This is a genomic window from Pseudomonas sp. B21-015 (genome assembly GCF_024749285.1).
In the GTDB taxonomy this organism is placed as follows: domain Bacteria; phylum Pseudomonadota; class Gammaproteobacteria; order Pseudomonadales; family Pseudomonadaceae; genus Aquipseudomonas.
On sequence record NZ_CP087196.1, the window covers coordinates 2,775,970 to 2,795,400 of the forward strand.

The following is a 19,431-nucleotide window of genomic DNA, read 5'->3' on the forward strand; positions in this document are numbered from 1 at the left end:
GCACGCTCGGCCCTACTGGGGTGTTCGACAATTGGCCGGATTGGCTGCGTGTGTGTGCTTGCCACCTGTGGGTGACCGATCGGAGGCGGCAGGCTGTCCCGAGCGGAGGCTGGTAAATCGCCAGGCGGTAAAACTGTCGTAACGGTAATAAGTGGCGTAATTCATGTTCAAAACTCCTGGATGTCTGGTGTGACGCTAAAAATGTTCAGGGCTGAAAAAACAAAACCCCCGGTCGGGAGGCCGACCGGGGGTTGAGAATTCTCTGGTGGCGACCCGTTTAAAGTGGGCGCCGTGTGGGTATCAGGCGCGCCAGTGGCTAAACCAATACCCAAAATAAGAGCTGACCGAAGCACAAACGTCATTCGCCCGGGCAGCCGCAACCGAGCGCGGGGCGCTGGCGGTACGAAGCTGTGAGAGGGCGTTGAACATGGTCTGTCTCCGATGAGTGAACCGAGCTTACTAGAGGCCGGTACGCGGATTCAATCAGAAAATGCTATCGATGATCATGGGCTTTTCTATCGCTTGAGTGCGTCGGGCGTTGTGACACACTTTGCGCTGCGCCCAACCACAACAACGTCACAAGGACGAAACCATGACGACACTGACCATTGCCGCCGCTCAGTCGATCTCCATCGCCGGTGATCTTGCCGCCAATATGGTCTGGCATCAGCGCTTCATGCAGGTTGCCGCGGAGCAGGGCGTGCAATTGCTGGTGTTTCCGGAACTGTCGCTGACCGGCTATGAGCGTGGTTTGGCGCAGGAGCTTGCCATCGCGCCAGACGCCAGGGTGCTGCAACCGCTGCGCGATTTCGCACGGGAAGTCGGTGTGACCAGTGTCGTCGGAATGCCGATTCGTCTGTCGGAAGATTCGCCGGTATTGATCGGTGCTCTGGTATTGGGTGCCGATGGTTCGCTCGGAATTTACAGCAAGCAGCATTTGCACCCGGGCGAGGAGGCGGCGTTTGCCCCGGGAACGGGCGGTTCGACATTGACGATCGGCACCGATACCGTCGCGCTGGCGGTATGCGCCGACTTTTCTCACGCCAGTCATGCGGCAGCAGCGGCACGGCAGGGCGCTGATCTTTATGCCGCGGGCGTGTTGATCACAGAAAACGGCTACGCTCCTGATACCGCACTATTGCAAGGCTATGCCCGCACCCACTCGATGATGGTACTGATGGCCAACCATGGCGGCGCAACGGGTGGCTGGGAGTCGGCAAGGCGCAGTGCAATCTGGGCTGCGGACGGGGCGCTGATTGCGGCAGCGCCGGGTACGGGGAACCTGATGGTCGTTGCTCGCCGCAATGTTGATGGCTGGAAGGGGCAAGTCGTGGCTGTCGCGGAGGCTTGAATGGAGTTCGAATTGCGTCCGGCAACGTCTCGGGACCTGGACTTCGCTCGTAACCTGACTTGTCGAAATATGCTTCGCTACTACATTCAACATGAACTGTTGTGGCTGGACGAAGCTTTCGATGTTGCCTGGGAGGGACGCGAAAACTGGCTGATTGTGCGTGATGACACGCTGATCGGTTATGTCAGCCTGAGTCGTGACGCCAGAGCCTTGTACATCCGCGAATTGCATTTACTTGAAGCGTACCAGGGGCAGGGCGCCGGTTCCTGGGTGATCGATCATGTATTCGTCATGGCATGCAAGGAACGACGCCCGGCATTGCGTCTGACCGTCTTTGAAAATAATCCGGCAAAAATGCTTTACGAGAGAAAAGGCCTGAAGGTGGTCGGCAAAGACGAGTGTTTCCTGAGAATGCAGCGTGATATCAATGAACTGCATCGCTGAAACACATAGGTGGCAAGCCTCGCAAGAAGAATTGACACTTTTTATATGCTGCTTTCCGCTAGGTCTGCCAGTCGCTTTTTGCTAAGGTGTCCGGCAACCCAATAAGACCAAATCGCGAGGTGTCTGCTTGATTAGGGTGCTAGTAGTCGATGACCATGATCTCGTTCGTACAGGCATTACACGAATGCTGGCTGACATCGATGGCCTGCAAGTAGTCGGCCAGGCTGAGTCAGGGGAGGAATCCCTGCTAAAAGCGCGTGAGTTGAAACCCGATGTGGTGCTGATGGACGTCAAGATGCCCGGGATCGGCGGTCTTGAAGCCACGCGCAAATTATTGCGCAGTCATCCGGACATCAAAGTCGTCGCGGTCACCGTGTGCGAAGAAGATCCGTTTCCTACCCGGCTGCTCCAGGCAGGTGCCGCGGGTTATCTGACCAAGGGCGCCGGATTGCCGGAAATGGTCCAGGCCATTCGCCTGGTGTTTGCCGGGCAACGCTACATCAGCCCGCAGATTGCCCAGCAACTGGCGATCAAGTCGTTCCAGCCAACCAACGATTCGCCTTTCGACGCCTTGTCGGAGCGGGAAATCCAGATTGCGTTGATGATTGTCGGCTGTCAGAAGGTGCAGATCATCTCCGACAAGTTGTGTCTGTCGCCAAAAACAGTGAATACCTACCGTTACCGTATTTTCGAAAAGCTTTCGATCAGCAGCGATGTCGAGTTGACGCTGCTGGCGGTTCGTCACGGCATGGTTGATGCCAGCCTCTGAAAATGACTGAAACCTTCGATCCAAGCGCTTTTCTGTCGACGGTCAGTGGACGGCCGGGTGTCTATCGCATGTTCGACAGCGATGCCCGCCTGCTTTATGTCGGCAAAGCCAAAAATCTCAAGAAGCGTTTGGCGAGCTACTTCCGCAAAACCGGTCTTGCCCCCAAGACCGCTGCGCTGGTAGGCCGTATCGCCCAGGTCGAAACCACCATCACGGCCAACGAAACCGAAGCCTTGTTGCTCGAGCAGACGCTGATCAAGGAGTGGCGCCCGCCGTACAACATCCTGCTGCGTGACGACAAATCCTACCCTTATGTCTTTCTCTCGGATGGCCAGTTCCCACGCTTGAGCATCCATCGGGGGGCTAAAAAGGCCAAGGGCAAGTATTTCGGTCCTTACCCCAGCGCAGGTGCGATCCGCGAAAGTCTGAGCCTGCTGCAGAAGGCTTTTTTTGTTCGGCAGTGTGAAGACAGCTATTACAAGAACCGCACGCGGCCTTGCCTGCAATACCAGATCAAACGCTGCAAGGCGCCATGTGTCGGCCTGGTGGAGCCTGAGGTGTACGCCGAAGATGTACGCCACTCGGTGATGTTTCTTGAAGGTCGCAGCAATGCACTGGCGGACGAGTTGTCCGCAGCCATGGAGGAGGCGGCGGTCAACCTCGAGTTCGAGCGCGCCGCCGAGTTGCGTGACCAGATCTCGTTGCTGCGCCGGGTCCAGGACCAGCAGAGCATGGAAGGCGGGACGGGCGATGTCGATGTGATCGCGGCATTCGTCAACCCGGGTGGCGCCTGCGTGCACTTGATCAGCGTGCGCGGCGGCCGGGTGTTGGGGAGCAAGAACTTCTTCCCGCAGGTGGGTATTGAAGAAGACGTTTCCGAAGTCATGGCAGCGTTTCTTGGCCAGTACTTCATCAGCAGTCCCGAACGCGACTTGCCGAGCGAACTGATCGTCAACGTGGTTCACGAAGACTTTCCGACGCTGATCGCAGCCATTGAAGAGCTGCGCGGTCGCGAACTGACCATCAGCCATCGCGTACGTGGCACGCGAGCGCGATGGCAGCAATTGGCGGTCACCAATGCCGAGCAAGCGCTGGGCGCACGTCTGGCTAACCGGCAACACGTCGCGGCACGTTTCGATGCCCTGGCCGAAGTGCTGAGCCTGGACGAGCCGCCGCAACGTCTGGAGTGCTACGACATCAGTCATTCCAGTGGCGAAGCCACGGTCGCATCCTGCGTGGTGTTCGGTCCGGAAGGCCCGATCAAGTCCGACTACCGCCGCTACAACATCGAGGGCGTTACGCCGGGCGACGACTATGCGGCGATGCACCAGGCCCTGACCCGACGCTTCAGCAAATTGAAGGACGGCGAGGGCAAGTTGCCGGATATCCTGCTGGTCGACGGTGGTAAAGGTCAGCTGTCCATGGCCCGTGACGTGCTCAACGAGTTGGCCGTGCCCGACCTGATTCTGCTCGGCGTTGCCAAAGGCGCTACGCGCAAGGCCGGTTTCGAAACCTTGTACCTCAACGACGCTGCCCACGAATTCACCTTGCGCGGTGATTCCCCCGCGCTGCATTTGATTCAGCAGATTCGCGACGAAGCTCACCGTTTTGCCATCACCGGGCACCGTGCACGGCGCGGGAAAACCCGCCGCACCTCGACGCTTGAGGGCGTTGCCGGCGTCGGGCCGACACGTCGACGCGATTTGTTGAAACATTTTGGTGGATTGCAGGAGCTGTCTCGTGCCAGCATCGAAGAGATCGCCAAAGCACCCGGGATCAGTAAAAAGCTCGCAGAGTTGATTTATGCAAATCTGCACAGCGAGTAGAATGCCCAACTCACCTCGTAGCCAGTTGTGCCGATGAATATCCCTAATCTGATTACCGTTCTACGCGTCCTGCTCATTCCGATCTTCATTTTGCTGTTTTACTTGCCTTACCACTGGAGCTATCTGGCGTCGGCTTCGGTCTTTGCCTTTGCCGCCGCGACCGACTGGCTGGATGGGTATCTGGCCCGACGTCTGGAACAAAGCACACCGTTCGGGGCCTTCCTCGACCCTGTTGCGGACAAGCTGATGGTCGCCGTTGCACTGGTTCTGCTGGTGCAAGAGCATGGCAACCTGTGGCTCACGCTGCCGGCCGCCGTCATCATCGGTCGCGAAATTGTCGTCTCGGCACTGCGCGAGTGGATGGCCGAACTCGGCGCCCGCGCCCATGTAGCGGTATCGAACCTGGGCAAATGGAAAACCGCCGCGCAAATGCTGGCGCTGGTTATCCTGTTGGCTAATCCGTCGGACTTCAGCTTCTGGGTCCTGATGGGGTACGCCTTGCTGATGGTGTCTGCTGGCCTGACGTTGTGGTCCATGGTCCAATACTTGCGGGCTGCCTGGCCACATCTGAAGACGGATGTGGAAAAGAAATAAAACTTTTTTGAATCAAGGGGTTGACGGGGGATGTGGATTCTATAGAATGCGCCTCACCAAGACGCGGGAATAGCTCAGTTGGTAGAGCACGACCTTGCCAAGGTCGGGGTCGCGAGTTCGAGTCTCGTTTCCCGCTCCAAATATTGATCTACAGATGTCTACTGAAATCTGTAAGTCATTGAAAATAGAGGCTTCGGCCTCTTTTTTCGTTCCAGTGATTTCTACTGAAAACCACCCCCAGCCACGCTTTTTTTGTACATCAAAACGTACATCGAAATCCGGGCTCAGGATGTGCCAGTTTTCAGATAGATGATGCATTGCTGGAACCCGTACATCTCTCCTCAATCGATCGAGACGAGGAGATGTACATATGCCTTTGACTGATACGGCTGTTCGCCACGCAAAAAACCTCGGAAGAAATTACAGCCTCAAGGATATGGACGGCTTGCACCTATTCGTCAGTTCGACGGGTGCCAAGAGCTGGCATTTTCGTTTCACCTGGTTAGGCAAGCCGGCTCGCATCTCCTTGGGAATGTATCCGGAGTTGAGCCTTAAAGACGCTCGTTTTGCTCGCGACAATGCGCGTACCCAAGTCGCGAAGGGGATCGATCCTCGAGCCGCTCGAAGAGAGGATCGCTGCCTTGGCTGCTGATGAGAATTCTTTTGCTGCAGTCTTTCTTGCCTGGCGAACCTTCAAGGCGGTTACATTGAAGCTCGGACGCCAAACCTCGCTTTCTCAGATTGATCGTATTTTTGCCAAAGACGTTTTGCCTTTGCTTGGGCCTCTACCTATTGCCGAGATTTCTCGTCAGCACTTGATCGAATTGCTGCGCAGAATTGAGAGTCGTCAGGCGTTCACTACCGCGGAAAAATGCCGGACCTGGTTCAACCAATTGTTCCGCTATGCCATGGTTGAAAAGGGACTGATGACCAATCCCTCAGCAGATCTCGATATTGTCGCCATTCCCAAGCCGCCAGTGACAAACAACCCTGGGAGGTATTGCGAACGGAGATAGAGCCATGTGCACCGTTGGTCTAAGGGGTTTCCACTCACCGTTCAAGCAGCAAATCCGGATACCTACCATCGTACTTTGCGATGGCTCATAACGCAGGATGCGATTGGTGTCGTTGAGGTCCGACTCACTAGAGTTGGCGCTGCACCGCGCCGTTGGTTGGCGTTTGGGGCGCCACAACAACAAGAACAAGGTATCGGCAGATGAGTGAGTCCAGATCCGGCACAGCGATCATCCCGTGCGCCAAGGGCAGGCTGTTTCTCCATGACCGTGCGAGGAGTTGGACATGCTCGTATTGAATCGCGTGCTCGGAAATCTGTCGGTTGGGGGTAAGCTATTGTTGGGTTTTGGCCTGGTGCTGCTGGTGACCCTGGGGGGGCGCGCTCACGGCGTTTCGTTCCCTGGGTGTGCTGCAGCAGCGCGGTGAGCAATCGCGTCAGGAATCATCGATCCAGGCCCTGATCCTGCGTGCGCGTATCGACGAGAAAGCATTCGCCCTGGATCTCGCCCCGCAGCGCCTGGAGCAAGTCCGCGAGACGATCGGAAAACTGAATCAGCAACTCGATGATCACCCGACCAACAGCGCAACGCACGCCACCGTTCGCACGGCCGTCAGCGTTTACCTGGAGCAGTTCCTCGGCTATGCCGATTCGTTGCGTCGGGCTCGCGAAGCGCGACTGCGCATGCAGGCACTGGCGCAGACGGCTGGCGACAGTTTTACCCTGCTGTTTCTCGACCAACTGGATGCGCTTAACGCTCGGTTAGGGCAGGGGACGCCGCCGAGCAGCGATCAGATGGTGTTGCTTGAGCAGACGGCCGCGTTGCGGGATAAGCTCGCCAAGCTGCGCGACAGTGAGCTGGTGGCCGAAGTGGCCACGGCCTGGCTGACCCTGGCGCCTGACAACGAGCGCCTGCACCTGGCCCAGGAGACCTTGCGCAGCCAGCAGGCGACCTACGAATTGACCCAACGCAGCCACGCCTTGGGCGGCTCCTCCGGTCTTTCCGTGGCCCAGGCGCAAACCACCGTGGAGTCGGCGCGGGTCGACGCGGCGGCGTATGAAAGCCAGATCCTGCAGGATCGCAACGCATTGCGCCTGCTGGTGGGCAGCGACATTCCCGAAGAGTTGTTACCGGGCGCGTACCTGGAATCGGCCGCGGCGCTGGTGCAGGTGCCGGCAGAGCTGCCTTCCAGTCTGTTGCAACGACGCCCCGATGTGCTGGCCGCCGAGCACACGCTCAAGTCGGCCAATATCGACATCGGCGCCGCCCGTGCGGCGTTCTTTCCCAGCATCAGCCTGACGGCCAATGCCGGTTCCTCAAGTTCGGCCTTGTCCGGTCTCTTCAAGTCCGGCAGTGGTGCCTGGACGTTTGCCCCGAGCATCAGCCTGCCGATCTTCGATGCCGGCAGTATGTGGCAGTGAGTAAGCTCAGTTCCCACAGAGGATTTGTGGTGAACACTGAATCCATGAACCCCTGAGCCACCCTTGTGGGAGCGAGCTTGCTCGCGATAGCGTCAGCACATTCAACATCCCTGCCAGTTGATCCACCGCCATCGCGAGCAAGCTCAGCTCCCACAGGGGAATGGTGAACCATAGGAATTGGAAACTGGCTCAAGCCGCCGTCGATTTTTCCCGACAGTCACTCGCGGTGTCGCGGAATAGCCGAGGTGACATGCCGAACGTCGATTTGAAATGCCGGCTGAAGTGGGAGCTGCTGCCATAGCCCCAGGCGTAGGCGATCTCGGTGAGCGAGCGGTGGGCATGTTCCCGGTTGCGCAGGTCTTCGGCACAACGTGACAGGCGCCGCTGCCAGATGTATTCGCTGACACTGCACCCCAGTTCATCCTGGAAGGCGCGGTGCAGGCTGCGCACCGAGCACTGTTCGGCGTTGGCGATGCGTTCGATGGTCAGGTCGCGGTCGGCCAGGTGGCGCTCGATGTACGCCTTGAGGCGGTTTTGCTTGAAGAAGCGGAAGTCGTGTTCGAGTTGCTTTTCTTCCTGTTTGTTCTTCAGCGCGTTATCCAGCAGCCCGGTGATGCTGTCACCGATCAGCCCGGCCGAATGGTTGTTCAGCAAGGGGTATTGGTTGTAGGCATCGCTGATCAGGTGCATGAGCATCCGCCCCAGTCCATTGCGACCGTTAAGGTGCATGTCGGCGGTTTGCGCGAGCTGCCCGGATGCCCCCTGGAATAGCAGGATGAAGTGTTCGCAACCTTGCGTGCTGGTCACGTTGAAAGGTTTGCCGCAGTCCACCAGGAGCATTTCGTCAGGGGCCAGCACGCTGCTTTGCTGGCCCTGCTCGAAATGACTGACGCCAGCTACCTGCATGATCAACATGCGCGGCGTGTCGAGGGCGTCGATCGCTTTGCTCAGGTGGCGCGAATATCGATGGGCGCTGGCGGTCATTCGACAGAAACGCAACTGGCCCAGGTCCCCGTACTCCAGCCGACCCTGGAAGTTGCTGTCATGCAACGGGTCGATGAACGTCGATTCCAGCCGTTTTATATAGTCCGGCGTACGCCCCAGGTGATCGCTCATGAACTCTTTCCATTTCATCAGGCGGTCGGAGCGAACAACCTGATCGGTGGACACGCAGGCTAAATGGTTCATTTTTCGCCTCTATTTATTATTGTTTTCTGACGGATCGGGCAAAGGGGTCGATTTGCCCGATCCGGGTCTGATCAAGGGTGCCAAAGACTCAGAACGGGTAGTGATGGCCTCCGGGCTGCCAGGTCACCCAATGGGCACGGGTAAACTCATCCAGGGCATAGTGACCGTTGAAGCGACCGAGGCCGGAATTCTTTTCACCACCGAACGGGGCATTGGGTTGGTCATCGACGGTGATGTCGTTGATATGGGTCATGCCCGCCACAATGCCACGGGCGAAATTCAAGCCACGGGCCATGTCCCGAGTGAACACGGCGCTGGACAGGCCATACTCGCTGGCGTTCGCCAACGCCAATGCATGGGTTTCGTTTTCTGCGACCAGCAGCGGCAGCAGAGGGCCGAACGTTTCATCGCGGGCCAGTTCCTGATCGGCTGCTACTTCGCCGAACACGTGGGCCGGTAGTACCAGCCCGGATGCCGGACCGCCGCAAAGCGGCTTGAGGCCGGCACGCTGGGCACCATCGATTTTGCGCAGCAGGCCATCGAGCTGGCTCTGATTGACCACTGGCCCGATCACCGTATCCGCCAGGGCAGGGTCACCGGTCTTGAGGTTGCGCACGCGCTCTACTACCAGCGCCGCGAAATCGGCATACAGCGAGCGGTCGACGATCACCCGGTTGACGCTCATGCAGATTTGGCCCTGGTGCAGGAAACGCCCGACCACCGCAGCGTGCGCCGCAACTTCAATGTCGGCGTCATCCAGCACCACCAGCGGCGCGTTGCCGCCCAGTTCCAGGGCCACGCGCTTGATGTGTTTGCCTCCGGTGGCAATACGGCCGACATTGCGTCCCACATCCGTCGAACCGGTGAAGGAAATCAGGCTCGGCACCGGGTGCTCGACGAAGGCATCGCCGATTTCCGAGCCTGCGCCGACCACGACGTTGAGCGAACCCTCGGGGAAGCCGGCTTCTTCGAACAGGTGGGCAATCAGCAGGCCGCCGGTCACCGCTGTGTCGCTGGCGGGCTTGAGCACGATCGTGTTGCCCAGGGCGAGTGCCGGCACCACCGAGCGCATGCTCAGGTACAGCGGGAAATTCCATGGGCTGATCACGCCCACCACACCCAAGGGCTCACGGAAGACAAAACTCTGTTCGCCGGGCTTGTAGCTGGTCAGGATCCGACCTTCAACCTGCATCGGCATCGTCGTGCATTCGCGCACCAGGTTCAGCGTGAATTGCCATTCCATGCTCGCCTTGATCCGGGTGCTGCCGGACTCGTGGATCAGCCAGTCGATGATCTCTTCACGGCGGTTCTGGATGACTTGGGCGAGCTTTTCAAGTTGTGCGCCGCGCTGGGTGGGGTGCAGCTGTGCCCACGCTGCCTGCGCCTGGTGCGCGGCCTGATAGGCGTCGTCGAGATCGGCAATCGAGGCCAGGGGCATCTCCAGCAATTGTTCGCCATTGAAGGGATTGCGGTCGTCCAGGCGGCGTGCGGAGCGCCCTGCACGCCAGGTGCCGTTGATGTATTGGTCGCCGTTGATGACGTAGGGCGCGAGCGGTTGAGTCGTCATGGTCTTTTACCTTTGGAGGCAGGTGGTCGCCTCGTTTAGAAATTAAGGTGCAAACGCCGATGGGGAAAACTGCTCAGCTCCTGATCCAGGCGCGGCCCCAGGAATTGAGTGTGTATTCCTCCTGTGCCCAGACACCGGGCTGGCGGGAGGCATCGGTGACTTCGAGCTCGGCCGAGAACTCCAGGCGGTTGCGATCGGCATCGACCACCATGAAGAACAGATTGTTGCCCGGCCCATGTCGGCCGGGGCCGAAGAAAATGGTGATGCGCTCCTTGGCGAAGCGATCACCCCAGTCGCGGATGTCATTCCATTCGTTGGTTTCGTAACAGTGGTGGTCCCACTCGTTTTTCGAACCGCGGAAAAACGCCAAGGTGTGGTGTTCGTCGTCCGAGCGCAGGAAGCACGTCGTGAGTTGGCCGGTCTGCTCGTCCACGACATTGTCCGAAACGGTAAAGCCCACCGTGTTGACGTAGAAATCAATCATGGCTTCCAGCTCCGTGGTCTGGAACACCACGTGTTGCAAGCGGCCGGGCATGCCTTGGCCTGAGGCCTGGAGAGCAGGGTGAGCGACGCCAAATATCGTTTGCCGGCCCTGGGGATCACGGATCAGGAAAGCCCCCGTTTCGAGCAGCGGCGAGTCGACCTCTTCGATGACGCAGCCGTTGCCGAGCAGGCGAACCCGCAGTGCTTGCAGTCGAGGCTGACTGCCCAGGTCGAACGCCGCCGCGAGCAGGCCGCTGTGGTCGGCGGGAGACACGAGCATGGCGCGTTGCGGGCCGCTGAGCATCCAGCTGCCATCGGCTTGCGCCTGGCTGTCCATGTCCAGCATCCGTCGATAGAAATCGATTTGCCGTTGCGCGTCCTTGCTCGCCAGGTGCAAGTAGCACAGGCGTGCAGGTGTGGAAGTCTGGAGTGTTTGCATAACCACCTCTGTGCTTGAAGGTTTAATGAAAGACGGGCGCGATGCTCGGCTCGATTGCGCTGCTGTGGGCCACGCTGATGCCGAACAGCGACTGCAACGATTCGGCGGCCCGGGTTTCGGTAGCCTTGTCGAAAATCGCGGCGATATAGCGATCCGGGCGCAGCAGCAGGAACGGGTGCGAATCGCCCAGCAGGGTTTTGAGCTGGCCTTCACGGTCCTGGAGCACCGTGCAGCCCGGGATCGATGGCATGGCCTGGACAGACGCGGGCAGGATCAGGATGCGTCTGGCTTCAAGGTGGCTCCAGAGGCCATGCTTGAGTTCATCGATACGCTGGCGGGTCGGGTCGCCGTATTGAATCAAGGCGAAGCCGGCGCCGATGGCGTCATCGAGCAGGCGTTCCTGGCCGTGGGCGTCGGTGAGCATCGGTTGCGGGAACATCTGTCCGCAGGACAATGTGCCTGCTTGCCCCTCGGTCAGCACCAGGCCCCGGGTGAAGCGGGGTTTGGGCTTGAAGCGCATTTGCAGGAAATAATCGCGCAACGGCGGCAACAGGCCGATCAAGGCGAATGCCCCACTGATCAGGCGAGCGCGCAGGACGGTGGCAGGTGCCATGACCACGCCGAGGTTCAAGGCCAACTTGATCAAGGCCCACGCATGATCACGACGCTCGCTTTCGTAGGACAGCAGTGCGCTTTCCGCCATTTTTCCCTTCAGCACGCCGACCAGCTTCCAGCCCAGGTTGTGGGCATCGCGAACGCCGCTGTTCATGCCTTGCCCGGCATAGGGCGGGGTCAGGTGCGCGGCGTCGCCGGCGAGAAACACCCGCTGCACCTGCCACTGCTCGGCGACCCGGGCGTGGAAGGTGTAGACCGTCTTGCGCACGATGGAAACCGGCGTGTCTCCCTTGAACGGGCGTAGCAATGCTTGCAGGCAGGTTTCGTCGAGCACCTGTTCGTCCGTTTCATCGGGCTTGAGCAGGAACTCGAATCGGCGCGTACGGTGAGGGCCGGGCACTTCCACCACCGGGCGCCTGGCGTCGCAATACACGCGGGTCTGCCAGAAGGGGTCGTCGTCCTGGTCGGTATCGACCACCAGCCAGCGCGAGGAGAAGCTCGAGCCGACCATCTCGATCCCGAGTTGCTTGCGCACCGGGCTACGGCCGCCGTCGCAGGCCACCAGGTAAGCCGCGTGGACTTCCATCAGTTGTCCTTCGGCGTCACGCACCAGTGCGCACACGCCGTGTTGGTCCTGGGTGAATTCCACCAAGTCGTGGCTGAACCGAGCCGTCAGGCTGGCAAAACGTTCGAGACCTGTCCTGAGGGTGTTTTCAAACAGCGGTTGGCGAAAGGCGTTGCGCTTGGGGAACCCATACAGCTTGCCGGTCGGCTCGACCTTGCCGAAGCAGCGACCGCCGGGCCGGGTGAAGTAATGCACGCCGTAGCCGGGCACGACATCACGCAGCACGGCGGCATCGAGCCCGATGGCCTGCATGGTGCGCAAGGATTCGTCATCGATTGAAACCGCCCGTGGCTCGGTCACGGTGCCCGGCTTGCGATCGATGATCAGGGTGTCCACATCGGCTTGGCCGAGCAGGTTGGCCAGGGTCAGCCCGGTAGGGCCGGCGCCGATGATCAGGACCTGGGTGTTGATGCGTTTGAGGGTTGTCATTGTTATTCCCTTCCGGATGGCTCAGTCCAATGGCTTGGCGCGGTTGGCGAGCGCAGCCATGCGTTGCGACAGATCCTGCGCCAGGGCAAGGATCTGCTGCCCTTGTGTCTCTTCCTGGGCACTGTCGCGTTCTCGCACCGGGCGCACGCAACTGATGCTGCCGACGACCTTGCCATCGCCGTCGAAAATCGGCGCGGCCAGACCATAGACGCCCGCGTCGACTTCACCTGCGCTGGCCACATAGCCTTGGCGACGCAGTTGCTGCAGCGAGCGACGAAACGCCTCCCAGGTCTGGCCAAGTTGACTGGCGCGCACTTCATCGGGGTGGTCGAGAAACAGTTGGCTGTGTTGGCGCGAGGTCATGTTGGCGAGGATCGCCTTGGACGTGGCCCCCAGGAACAAGGGCCTGGGCGAGCCACGGGAGTAGCTGACCTCACTGAACAGGTCTCCGTGCTGGTGAATGCACACGACCTGGTCCTTGAACAGCCGGCAGATCAGCCACACCTGATGTTCGCTCCACTGCGGGAAGTTGGGCTCAAGCGATTGTGCGGCGCGTACGAGGGGGTCGCTCAGGCGCAGCTGGCGGTCCCAGGTAATGATCCGCGCGCCGAGGGCATAACGCCCGGCTTCGACCTGGAACAACAGGTTGGCCTCGGCCAATTCGCGCACATAGCGGTAGATCGTCGAACGGGTAAAGCCCAAGGCGCCGCCCATGTCGTCCACCGCCCAGATCGGGCTCTGTTCGGTGAACAGGTCGAGTACCCGCAGCATGCGCTCCAGGCTCGAGCCTTTGCTGTCGCCATCCTGCTCGGGCAGGGCGTCAGGGGTGTGTAGGTTTTCCATGCTTATTGCTCGTCCACGATGCTGTTGCGCAGGGTGCCGATTCGAGCGATTTCGACCTCGACCTGATCGCCCGGTTTCATCCACACCGGCGGCTCGCGGAACGCACCGACGCCGCCGGTGGTGCCGGTGACAATCACGTCACCGGGAGCCAGTTCGGTGAAGGTGGAGCAGTATTCGATCAATTGGCGCACATCGAAAATCATGTCGCTGGTGCGGGTGTGCTGCATCACTTCGCCATTGAGGCGGGTGGTCAATTCCAGGTCCTGTGGATCGCCGATCTCGTCGCCGGTCACCAACCAGGGGCCGAAACCGCCGGTGTTCGGGAAGTTCTTGCCGGGGACGAACTGAATGGTGTGCTTCTGCCAGTCGCGGACACTGCCGTCGTTGTAGCAGGCGTAACCGGCGACGTAGTCCAGTGCGTCGGCATGTTTGACATGGCGGGCCGCTTTACCGATCACCACCGCCAGCTCGCCCTCGAAATCAAGCTTGTGGGACGCCGTTGGGCGAACGATGGGTTGCAGGTGGGCGGTCTGACTGTCAGCGAAGCGAGTAAAGATCATGGGGTAGGTCGGCATCTCACGACCGGTTTCGCGCACGTGGGTGGCGTAGTTGATGCCGATGCACAGCACTTTGCCCGGGTTCGGGATCACCGGCAGGAACGTCACGTCAGCCAAGGGAATACGCGGCAGGCTTACCAGGCGCGCAGCGGTCAGCTCGTTCAGGCGGTTGTGGCCGATGGCCTGTTTGAGATCGCTGCCAAGGGTTGGCTTGAGCGATTCCAGGTCGATGATTTGATCACCTTCGACCACACCGTAGCTGCTACGGCCTTGGACAATAAAGCTTGCGAGTTTCATGGAGGCTCCTGGAGAGAGGGAGGGTGCAATGAGGGTTAATCTAGTCTTGCTATAAAATCCTGTAAAGCAGGATTTATACAAAAATCCTAAAATATGGAATTTATGTACTTTTTGGCGAGGCTGTCCCTTTGGCGGACTTGGGGAGCAAAGGGAGGGGAGGCAGGCAGCCACCGCAGATGGCAGGGGCCGCGAGAGGTGCGCAAAAGGCTCTAAACCTGTGGGAGCGAGCTTGCTCGCGATGAGGTCTGCCAGTTCAATACTCATGTAACTGAACCGCCGCCATCGCGAGCAAGCTCGCTCCCACAGGGATTGTGCTTAATTGACGGGCATCAGGGCCCGATGCCAATCAATTGCTTGGTGCCCAGCAGCCATGCAGCGACATGCGCATCCGGAAGGGAATCCTGATCCGGGCAATGGGACCGCTGGCCATGTCACGGGTGTCCAGCACGACCAGTTCACTGCGCCCTTCGGCAATGAGGTTGAGCAGGGCAACCACGTAGCCATCGGCTTCCTCTGCATCCGCCGAGCGCGGTATGAAGATGGGCTCCTGGAAGCATCCGCTGTCGCCGGGAAACCAGGCGTCGGTGCGGCCTGTCTGCAGGTCCAGGTGCGTCAGCAGGTTGAAAAACTGGAAGGGTATCGGCCCATTCGCCGGGTTGTAAGGACGCTCAGGATCAAAGGCGAGCAGGAAACCATGCTGGTACTTTCGACCGATGTAGCGATCATCACACCGTGGAAACTCGCAGGGATATTCCGTCAGAGGCTGCGGTTGAACGTCCTCCTGCGCGCCATTCAGGTCGAAGGTCCAGCGCATCAGGCTGGCGGCCAGGGTTTCAGGCGGTGGTACGTAGCCGTCGGCCTGGGGGAAGAAGTAGAAGATATTCCCTCCGGTGACCGGCATGTCCACATACACCTTGCCGTCCTCATCGAACGCATTGAGCGTATGCCCCTGGAAACCGTCCTTGGGCCCCTTGAACCAACGCACATCTTCCCCACGCCCGTTGCGCGGCACGATGGCGAACAGCTGGGGCAGGTCGGGTTGCCACTGGAAATGTGGCCCGCCGTTTTTCATGCGCTCGACGTCCACCGTCAACGGAATCAACGGGAACACCACGTACCGTTCGGTCACCGCGAAATCATGCACCATCGCCGCATAAGGCGCCTGGAACCAGATCTCGTTCAGCAGCTTTCCGTCCGGCGAGATTTCGAAATAGGCCAGGTCGGGCGTGCCGTCGCCTTTGGCCTCATAACTGCAGGCCAGCAGGTTGCCTGTCACCGGATCGAGCTTGGGGTGGGCGGTGAACGTCGCAGCTTTGATCTGCCCATCAAAGCTCCATTCGCCGAGGGTTTCCAGGGTTTCGAGATCCATCGCCCAAGGCAGGGCATCTTCCTTGAGCGCCAACAGGACGCCGTTGTGAGGGATAACGGTGGTGTTGGCGGTGGTGTTGTTTTTCGCCGCGAGGGGGTCATTGGTGTAGACGTTTCGATAGACGCCGTTGAGCGAACGCCCTTCACGGCGCTGGGCCAGCAGGCGATCGGTCTTCACGTAGCGGCGTCGCATCGAGACCTTGCCATTGGCAAAGTTGAAGCGGCTGACCACGCCGTCGCCGTTGAAGAAAATATCGTGACCCAGCATGGGGGGGTACTGCGGGTCTGGCGCCACCTGATAAAAAGTCCCACAGATCGAAGCGGGCAGGATGCCTTCGATCTCAAGATCGAACACCTCTGCTTCCACGCGGCTGGGCGTGTAGAGAGCGCCGGAAAATTCAGGGGTTTGAGGGAATGGAATACTCATCAGGCAATCTCGTCAATGTGCGGGTTCGTTCATGTTCAGGCCGTTTGCGGGGACATCGCCGGCCCGGATGGCTTCACGCCGCGGCGAAAGCGTGCAACGACCAGGCACGAGATCACCAAGGCTAGCAGATAGGCTGAGGCGGCCAGCCATCCGACCGCGCGGAAGTGTCCCTCGCCCACGACCAGTGCGGCGCCAAACGGGCCGAGTCCCTGGCCGATGAAAATCGCAGCGTTACCCAGGCCTGCCAGTCGACCGGAAGGGTCCAGTTCCGCCGCCATGGAAAGCAGGTAGGGCAGGCTGAAAAACCAGACCATATGGATCAGGCAGGCCGTGGTGATAAAGGCAACGGGGCTGGTGCCATAGACCATGATCAAGGTCGCCAGCAATGCCGTGCCGAAGCTCAACAGTTGCGGAAACAGCAGGCCCAGGCGCCGTCCGATCAGCCCGGCGAGCCCGGCGCCAAGGGCACCGGCAAGGATGCTGCCGCCGAGGATGCCGCCAATCTGCTGGGGCTCCAGGCCGATGCTCTTGCCGATGCGTTCCTGGTACACCCACAGGGCCGAGTGGCCGAAGAACAGCAGGGCAAACAGCAGGATCAACAGCATGGCGGTGAGACCGAATGGCTGGGTCGAGCCATTGGCCGCGCGATGGGTGTCCGGGTAGCGCTTGGGCACTCTCCAGCAACCCAGCGCCGCTAGCACGCTGGTGATCGCCAACAGGGAAAACGCCCCATTCACGCCAAATGTTTGAAGGACCAGCGGCATGGAGGTCACCAGCAGCATGCCCCACAGCAGGTTGCCGATGTTGATGACGGCGAAGGTCGCATCCTTGGACGTGCGCAGCGCTGCGGTGGCATAGACCACCGCCATGACCGCGCCGCCGCTGGCGCCGCAGATCATCCTGGAAATGACCAGCCCGGTCTGACTGTGCAGTTGTGTACTGGCCAGGTTACCCAATGCCAGGATCAACAAGGCCACCAGGGCGAAGCGGCGCCGGTCGACGCTCGCCATGAACAGGGCGCAGACCCCGCAGGCGATGGCCATCGCCATGAGTTCCGCGGCGAAGATCGCGCCGATTGCATTGAGTGGCAGGCCGAGCTGGTCGATCAAGGCACCGCCCAGGATCGGCTGGATCTGCAGCGTCCCCAGGGAAATGACCATCATCAGGCAGATGGCGCCCAGTGATTTTTTGCTGTCGATGGAGTCGAGTGCGTTCATGAAGCATCACCTCAAGTAAAGAGCCCGCTCATGCGTGAGCCGGCCTACACGTCAATCAGAACTTGTGAACGTAGCGAACCTGCACCTGGTAATCCGCTCGGGAGCGATTCTCGACGCCGGTTTCTTTATAGGTGTTGAGCCAGAAGGCTTTGTCTTCGGTGATTTTCCAGAACAGGCCCGGGCCAAAGCCCAGCACCTTTTCCCGGGAGTCGGTCAGGGTGTTGCCGTTGACCTTGTCATCCGAAATCTGCCGGAAGTAGTAGCCGTTGATGCCGACCGAGACCTTCGGGAACACTTCGTACGAGGCGGTGAAGTTGGCCCATGCCGACTGTCCTGACTGGGTGTCGCGCACCGCTTGCCCTTCAAAGAACTGCTGCGAACTGCTCGCCGGATCGTCGTTCTTGAAGTTGTACAGATAGTTCAGTCTCCAACTCACTTCCCAACGGGGTGCCGGCATCCAGGTCGCTGCCCAGTAGGGGTTCAGGGAGAAGTGGTTGGAGCCAGGGTTCATGTCTTTGTCTTTGTCGTACTTGCCCGTTGGCAGGATGGTGTCGAAGGCCATGCGCTGCACGAAAACCGGCCGGCCGCTGGCGTCGACGATCGGATCGAACTGGACCTGTGGCCCCACCGTGACATCGCTCAGGCCGGTAGCGTTGTCCTTGAGCTTGGCACCGTTGTCACCAAAGTCGCCGTCCAGGGAGACGACGGGGACCAGCAGGCTCCAGCCCAGGTGTGCCCCACCCGCGAAAGTGTCGGGTGAGTAGTAGCTCAGCTGATTGATCATCGTGATGACGTTGATCTTCGGGTCATCGAAGGCGCCGTTTTTCTTGCCGCCGTTGGTCCTGATGCTGCTGGCGGTGCTGAACTTCAGGTAGGTCTGGTGAGTCAGCCCGGGTGGCCCCGCAAACCCGTCGTAGAAGCTGGTGCCGCCCAGGTTGATACCGCTGGGTTGGCTTACGGAAGGTGGAGGAGGGCCGTCGGCTGCATGGGCGGCAAATGACGCGAAGCTGAGTGCCAGGCACGCTGGCAGGGATTTGGTCAGGCTCATTGAAGTGGCTCTATTCTTGGAATTGTGAGCGGGGGAATGTCCCCTGGCACTTCGACTTTAAGTCCCGGTGGTGGGTGATGCTTGAGCGCAACGGCCAGAGTTGACTGAGCGTGCCATGATAGGGGCGATGACGCTCAACGCGCACTATGCTGCGGCCATCGGCGAGTTGAAACTGGCTTGAGGTAGAACCCAGTAGCGTGTCTTGGATTAATCCCTTTCTTTCTCTTGATACAGCCAAAAAACAAGTCCAGAATTAAGTCTTTTCCTGCCTCGGCAAGAAAATAAAACCCTTAAATTTCAATGAGTCGGACACCAGATACGAGTCTCGTTTCCCGCTCCAATTATTGTTCTACAGGCTTCTATTGAAGTCTGCAGAAACTGAAAAAAGAGGCTTCGGCCTCTTTTTTCGTTCCAGTAAGTTCTTCTCGGAAGTACTAGCAGCCACGGTTTTTAGTACATTGTTTAGTACATTAATCCGGCGCTTGGTAGATCACTTTTTCGTGGGACTCGCCTTTCTGGAAACCGTACAAATCTCCTCTATTCAAACGAGACGGAGATTGTCCGATGGCTCTCACCGATACGGCAGTCCGGCACGCCAAACCCCGCGCCAAGGACTACACCCTCCCTGACTACAACAGCCTCGCCCTTTTCGTGAATACGAAAGGCGCCAAGTGCTGGCACTTCCGCTTTTCCTGGGCGGATAAGCAACCCCGTATTTCTCTCGGTACCTATCCTGAAATTGGCTTGCGAGATGCTCGCGCTCTGCGTGATGTTGCGAGGGGTATCGATCCACGCGCTCATCGGCGGCAGGCGTGTAATGCCAGCGCCTGACCGCGCAAAATACCTAAGGAGCAGTCTTTCAGCGTCGACGTGACTCAATACGTCGAGTCTGAGGGTGCGCTGGAGGTGG

At 59.5% G+C, this 19,431-nt stretch carries 18 protein-coding genes, 1 tRNA gene and 1 pseudogene; 11 read left to right on the plus strand and 9 right to left on the minus strand.

Annotation, left to right across the window (positions count from 1 at the left end):
- Positions 1-592: 592 nt before the first annotated feature.
- The 10 genes and pseudogenes from LOY38_RS12560 to LOY38_RS12605 form a co-directional block, all read left to right on the plus strand.
- Positions 593-1,351 carry a carbon-nitrogen hydrolase family protein gene (locus LOY38_RS12560; RefSeq protein WP_258700283.1) on the plus strand — a complete coding sequence of 253 codons (759 nt, stop codon included), beginning with the start codon at positions 593-595 and terminating at the stop codon, positions 1,349-1,351.
- A complete protein-coding gene (locus tag LOY38_RS12565) occupies positions 1,352-1,795 on the plus strand; it encodes an N-acetyltransferase (RefSeq protein ID WP_258700284.1) in 444 nt (147 codons plus the stop codon).
- Between the two features lie 127 nt (positions 1,796-1,922).
- A complete protein-coding gene (gene uvrY, locus LOY38_RS12570; RefSeq protein ID WP_008015884.1) occupies positions 1,923-2,564 on the plus strand; it encodes a UvrY/SirA/GacA family response regulator transcription factor in 642 nt (213 codons plus the stop codon).
- 2 nt (positions 2,565-2,566) lie between these two features.
- Positions 2,567-4,390, plus strand: a complete 1,824-nt coding sequence (uvrC, locus tag LOY38_RS12575) for an excinuclease ABC subunit UvrC (protein ID WP_007933764.1) — start codon at positions 2,567-2,569, stop codon at positions 4,388-4,390.
- Positions 4,391-4,423: 33 nt separating this feature from the next.
- Positions 4,424-4,984: a CDP-diacylglycerol--glycerol-3-phosphate 3-phosphatidyltransferase gene (pgsA, locus tag LOY38_RS12580; RefSeq protein WP_007933765.1), complete on the plus strand. Its 561-nt coding sequence runs from the start codon at positions 4,424-4,426 to the stop codon at positions 4,982-4,984.
- Positions 4,985-5,047: 63 nt separating this feature from the next.
- Positions 5,048-5,123: transfer RNA gene (locus LOY38_RS12585), tRNA-Gly, on the plus strand.
- Positions 5,124-5,354: 231 nt separating this feature from the next.
- Entirely contained in the window at positions 5,355-5,636 is a 282-nt protein-coding gene (locus LOY38_RS12590; RefSeq protein ID WP_258700285.1) for an Arm DNA-binding domain-containing protein, read from the plus strand.
- The gene (locus tag LOY38_RS12595) at positions 5,626-6,000 is read left to right on the plus strand and encodes a phage integrase central domain-containing protein (RefSeq protein WP_258700286.1); all 375 of its coding nucleotides are present in this window, start codon (positions 5,626-5,628) and stop codon (positions 5,998-6,000) included. The genes LOY38_RS12590 and LOY38_RS12595 overlap by 11 nt, the downstream gene beginning before the upstream one ends.
- 283 nt (positions 6,001-6,283) lie before the next feature.
- Positions 6,284-6,424: a hypothetical protein gene (locus LOY38_RS12600; RefSeq protein ID WP_258700287.1), complete on the plus strand. Its 141-nt coding sequence runs from the start codon at positions 6,284-6,286 to the stop codon at positions 6,422-6,424.
- 382 nt (positions 6,425-6,806) lie between these two features.
- Positions 6,807-7,406: pseudogene (locus LOY38_RS12605) on the plus strand (TolC family protein); the annotation flags it as partial.
- Between the two features lie 201 nt (positions 7,407-7,607).
- Here the strand turns inward: LOY38_RS12605 and LOY38_RS12610 are convergent.
- From LOY38_RS12610 to LOY38_RS12650, 9 genes are all read right to left on the minus strand, one after another.
- On the minus strand, positions 7,608-8,606 hold the full coding sequence (locus LOY38_RS12610; protein ID WP_258700288.1) for a helix-turn-helix domain-containing protein: 999 nt from the start codon (positions 8,604-8,606) through the stop codon (positions 7,608-7,610).
- A gap of 88 nt (positions 8,607-8,694) precedes the next feature.
- Entirely contained in the window at positions 8,695-10,173 is a 1,479-nt protein-coding gene (locus LOY38_RS12615; RefSeq protein WP_258700289.1) for an aldehyde dehydrogenase family protein, read from the minus strand.
- A gap of 73 nt (positions 10,174-10,246) precedes the next feature.
- Positions 10,247-11,095, minus strand: coding sequence for a VOC family protein (locus tag LOY38_RS12620; protein ID WP_258700290.1), 849 nt, complete (start codon positions 11,093-11,095; stop codon positions 10,247-10,249).
- 22 nt (positions 11,096-11,117) lie between these two features.
- Entirely contained in the window at positions 11,118-12,764 is a 1,647-nt protein-coding gene (locus LOY38_RS12625) for a bifunctional 3-(3-hydroxy-phenyl)propionate/3-hydroxycinnamic acid hydroxylase (RefSeq protein ID WP_258700291.1), read from the minus strand.
- 21 nt (positions 12,765-12,785) lie between these two features.
- Positions 12,786-13,607 carry an IclR family transcriptional regulator gene (locus LOY38_RS12630; RefSeq protein ID WP_258700292.1) on the minus strand — a complete coding sequence of 274 codons (822 nt, stop codon included), beginning with the start codon at positions 13,605-13,607 and terminating at the stop codon, positions 12,786-12,788.
- A gap of 2 nt (positions 13,608-13,609) precedes the next feature.
- On the minus strand, positions 13,610-14,461 hold the full coding sequence (locus LOY38_RS12635) for a fumarylacetoacetate hydrolase family protein (RefSeq protein WP_258700293.1): 852 nt from the start codon (positions 14,459-14,461) through the stop codon (positions 13,610-13,612).
- A gap of 346 nt (positions 14,462-14,807) precedes the next feature.
- Positions 14,808-16,256, minus strand: a complete 1,449-nt coding sequence (locus LOY38_RS12640; RefSeq protein ID WP_258700294.1) for a carotenoid oxygenase family protein — start codon at positions 16,254-16,256, stop codon at positions 14,808-14,810.
- A 35-nt stretch (positions 16,257-16,291) separates the two neighbouring features.
- Positions 16,292-17,473: an MFS transporter gene (locus tag LOY38_RS12645; RefSeq protein ID WP_258700295.1), complete on the minus strand. Its 1,182-nt coding sequence runs from the start codon at positions 17,471-17,473 to the stop codon at positions 16,292-16,294.
- A gap of 55 nt (positions 17,474-17,528) precedes the next feature.
- The gene (locus tag LOY38_RS12650) at positions 17,529-18,521 is read right to left on the minus strand and encodes a transporter (RefSeq protein ID WP_258700296.1); all 993 of its coding nucleotides are present in this window, start codon (positions 18,519-18,521) and stop codon (positions 17,529-17,531) included.
- A gap of 564 nt (positions 18,522-19,085) precedes the next feature.
- On the opposite strand from LOY38_RS12650, the gene LOY38_RS12655 reads away from it, so the two are divergent.
- The gene (locus LOY38_RS12655; protein ID WP_258700297.1) at positions 19,086-19,352 is read left to right on the plus strand and encodes an Arm DNA-binding domain-containing protein; all 267 of its coding nucleotides are present in this window, start codon (positions 19,086-19,088) and stop codon (positions 19,350-19,352) included.
- Positions 19,353-19,431: the final 79 nt, after the last annotated feature.

Coding starts and splice junctions, on each gene's coding strand:
- pgsA (WP_007933765.1), top strand. CDS start 4,424: ATGAATATCCCTAATCTGATTACCGTTCTACGCGTCCTGCTCATTCCG.
- LOY38_RS12590 (WP_258700285.1), top strand. CDS start 5,355: ATGCCTTTGACTGATACGGCTGTTCGCCACGCAAAAAACCTCGGAAGA.
- LOY38_RS12620 (WP_258700290.1), bottom strand. CDS start 11,095: ATGCAAACACTCCAGACTTCCACACCTGCACGCCTGTGCTACTTGCAC.
- LOY38_RS12635 (WP_258700293.1), bottom strand. CDS start 14,461: ATGAAACTCGCAAGCTTTATTGTCCAAGGCCGTAGCAGCTACGGTGTG.
- LOY38_RS12630 (WP_258700292.1), bottom strand. CDS start 13,607: ATGGAAAACCTACACACCCCTGACGCCCTGCCCGAGCAGGATGGCGAC.
- LOY38_RS12610 (WP_258700288.1), bottom strand. CDS start 8,606: ATGAACCATTTAGCCTGCGTGTCCACCGATCAGGTTGTTCGCTCCGAC.
- LOY38_RS12645 (WP_258700295.1), bottom strand. CDS start 17,473: ATGAACGCACTCGACTCCATCGACAGCAAAAAATCACTGGGCGCCATC.
- LOY38_RS12655 (WP_258700297.1), top strand. CDS start 19,086: ATGGCTCTCACCGATACGGCAGTCCGGCACGCCAAACCCCGCGCCAAG.
- LOY38_RS12640 (WP_258700294.1), bottom strand. CDS start 16,256: ATGAGTATTCCATTCCCTCAAACCCCTGAATTTTCCGGCGCTCTCTAC.
- LOY38_RS12560 (WP_258700283.1), top strand. CDS start 593: ATGACGACACTGACCATTGCCGCCGCTCAGTCGATCTCCATCGCCGGT.
- LOY38_RS12650 (WP_258700296.1), bottom strand. CDS start 18,521: ATGAGCCTGACCAAATCCCTGCCAGCGTGCCTGGCACTCAGCTTCGCG.
- LOY38_RS12600 (WP_258700287.1), top strand. CDS start 6,284: ATGCTCGTATTGAATCGCGTGCTCGGAAATCTGTCGGTTGGGGGTAAG.
- LOY38_RS12625 (WP_258700291.1), bottom strand. CDS start 12,764: ATGACAACCCTCAAACGCATCAACACCCAGGTCCTGATCATCGGCGCC.
- LOY38_RS12565 (WP_258700284.1), top strand. CDS start 1,352: ATGGAGTTCGAATTGCGTCCGGCAACGTCTCGGGACCTGGACTTCGCT.
- uvrC (WP_007933764.1), top strand. CDS start 2,567: ATGACTGAAACCTTCGATCCAAGCGCTTTTCTGTCGACGGTCAGTGGA.
- LOY38_RS12615 (WP_258700289.1), bottom strand. CDS start 10,173: ATGACGACTCAACCGCTCGCGCCCTACGTCATCAACGGCGACCAATAC.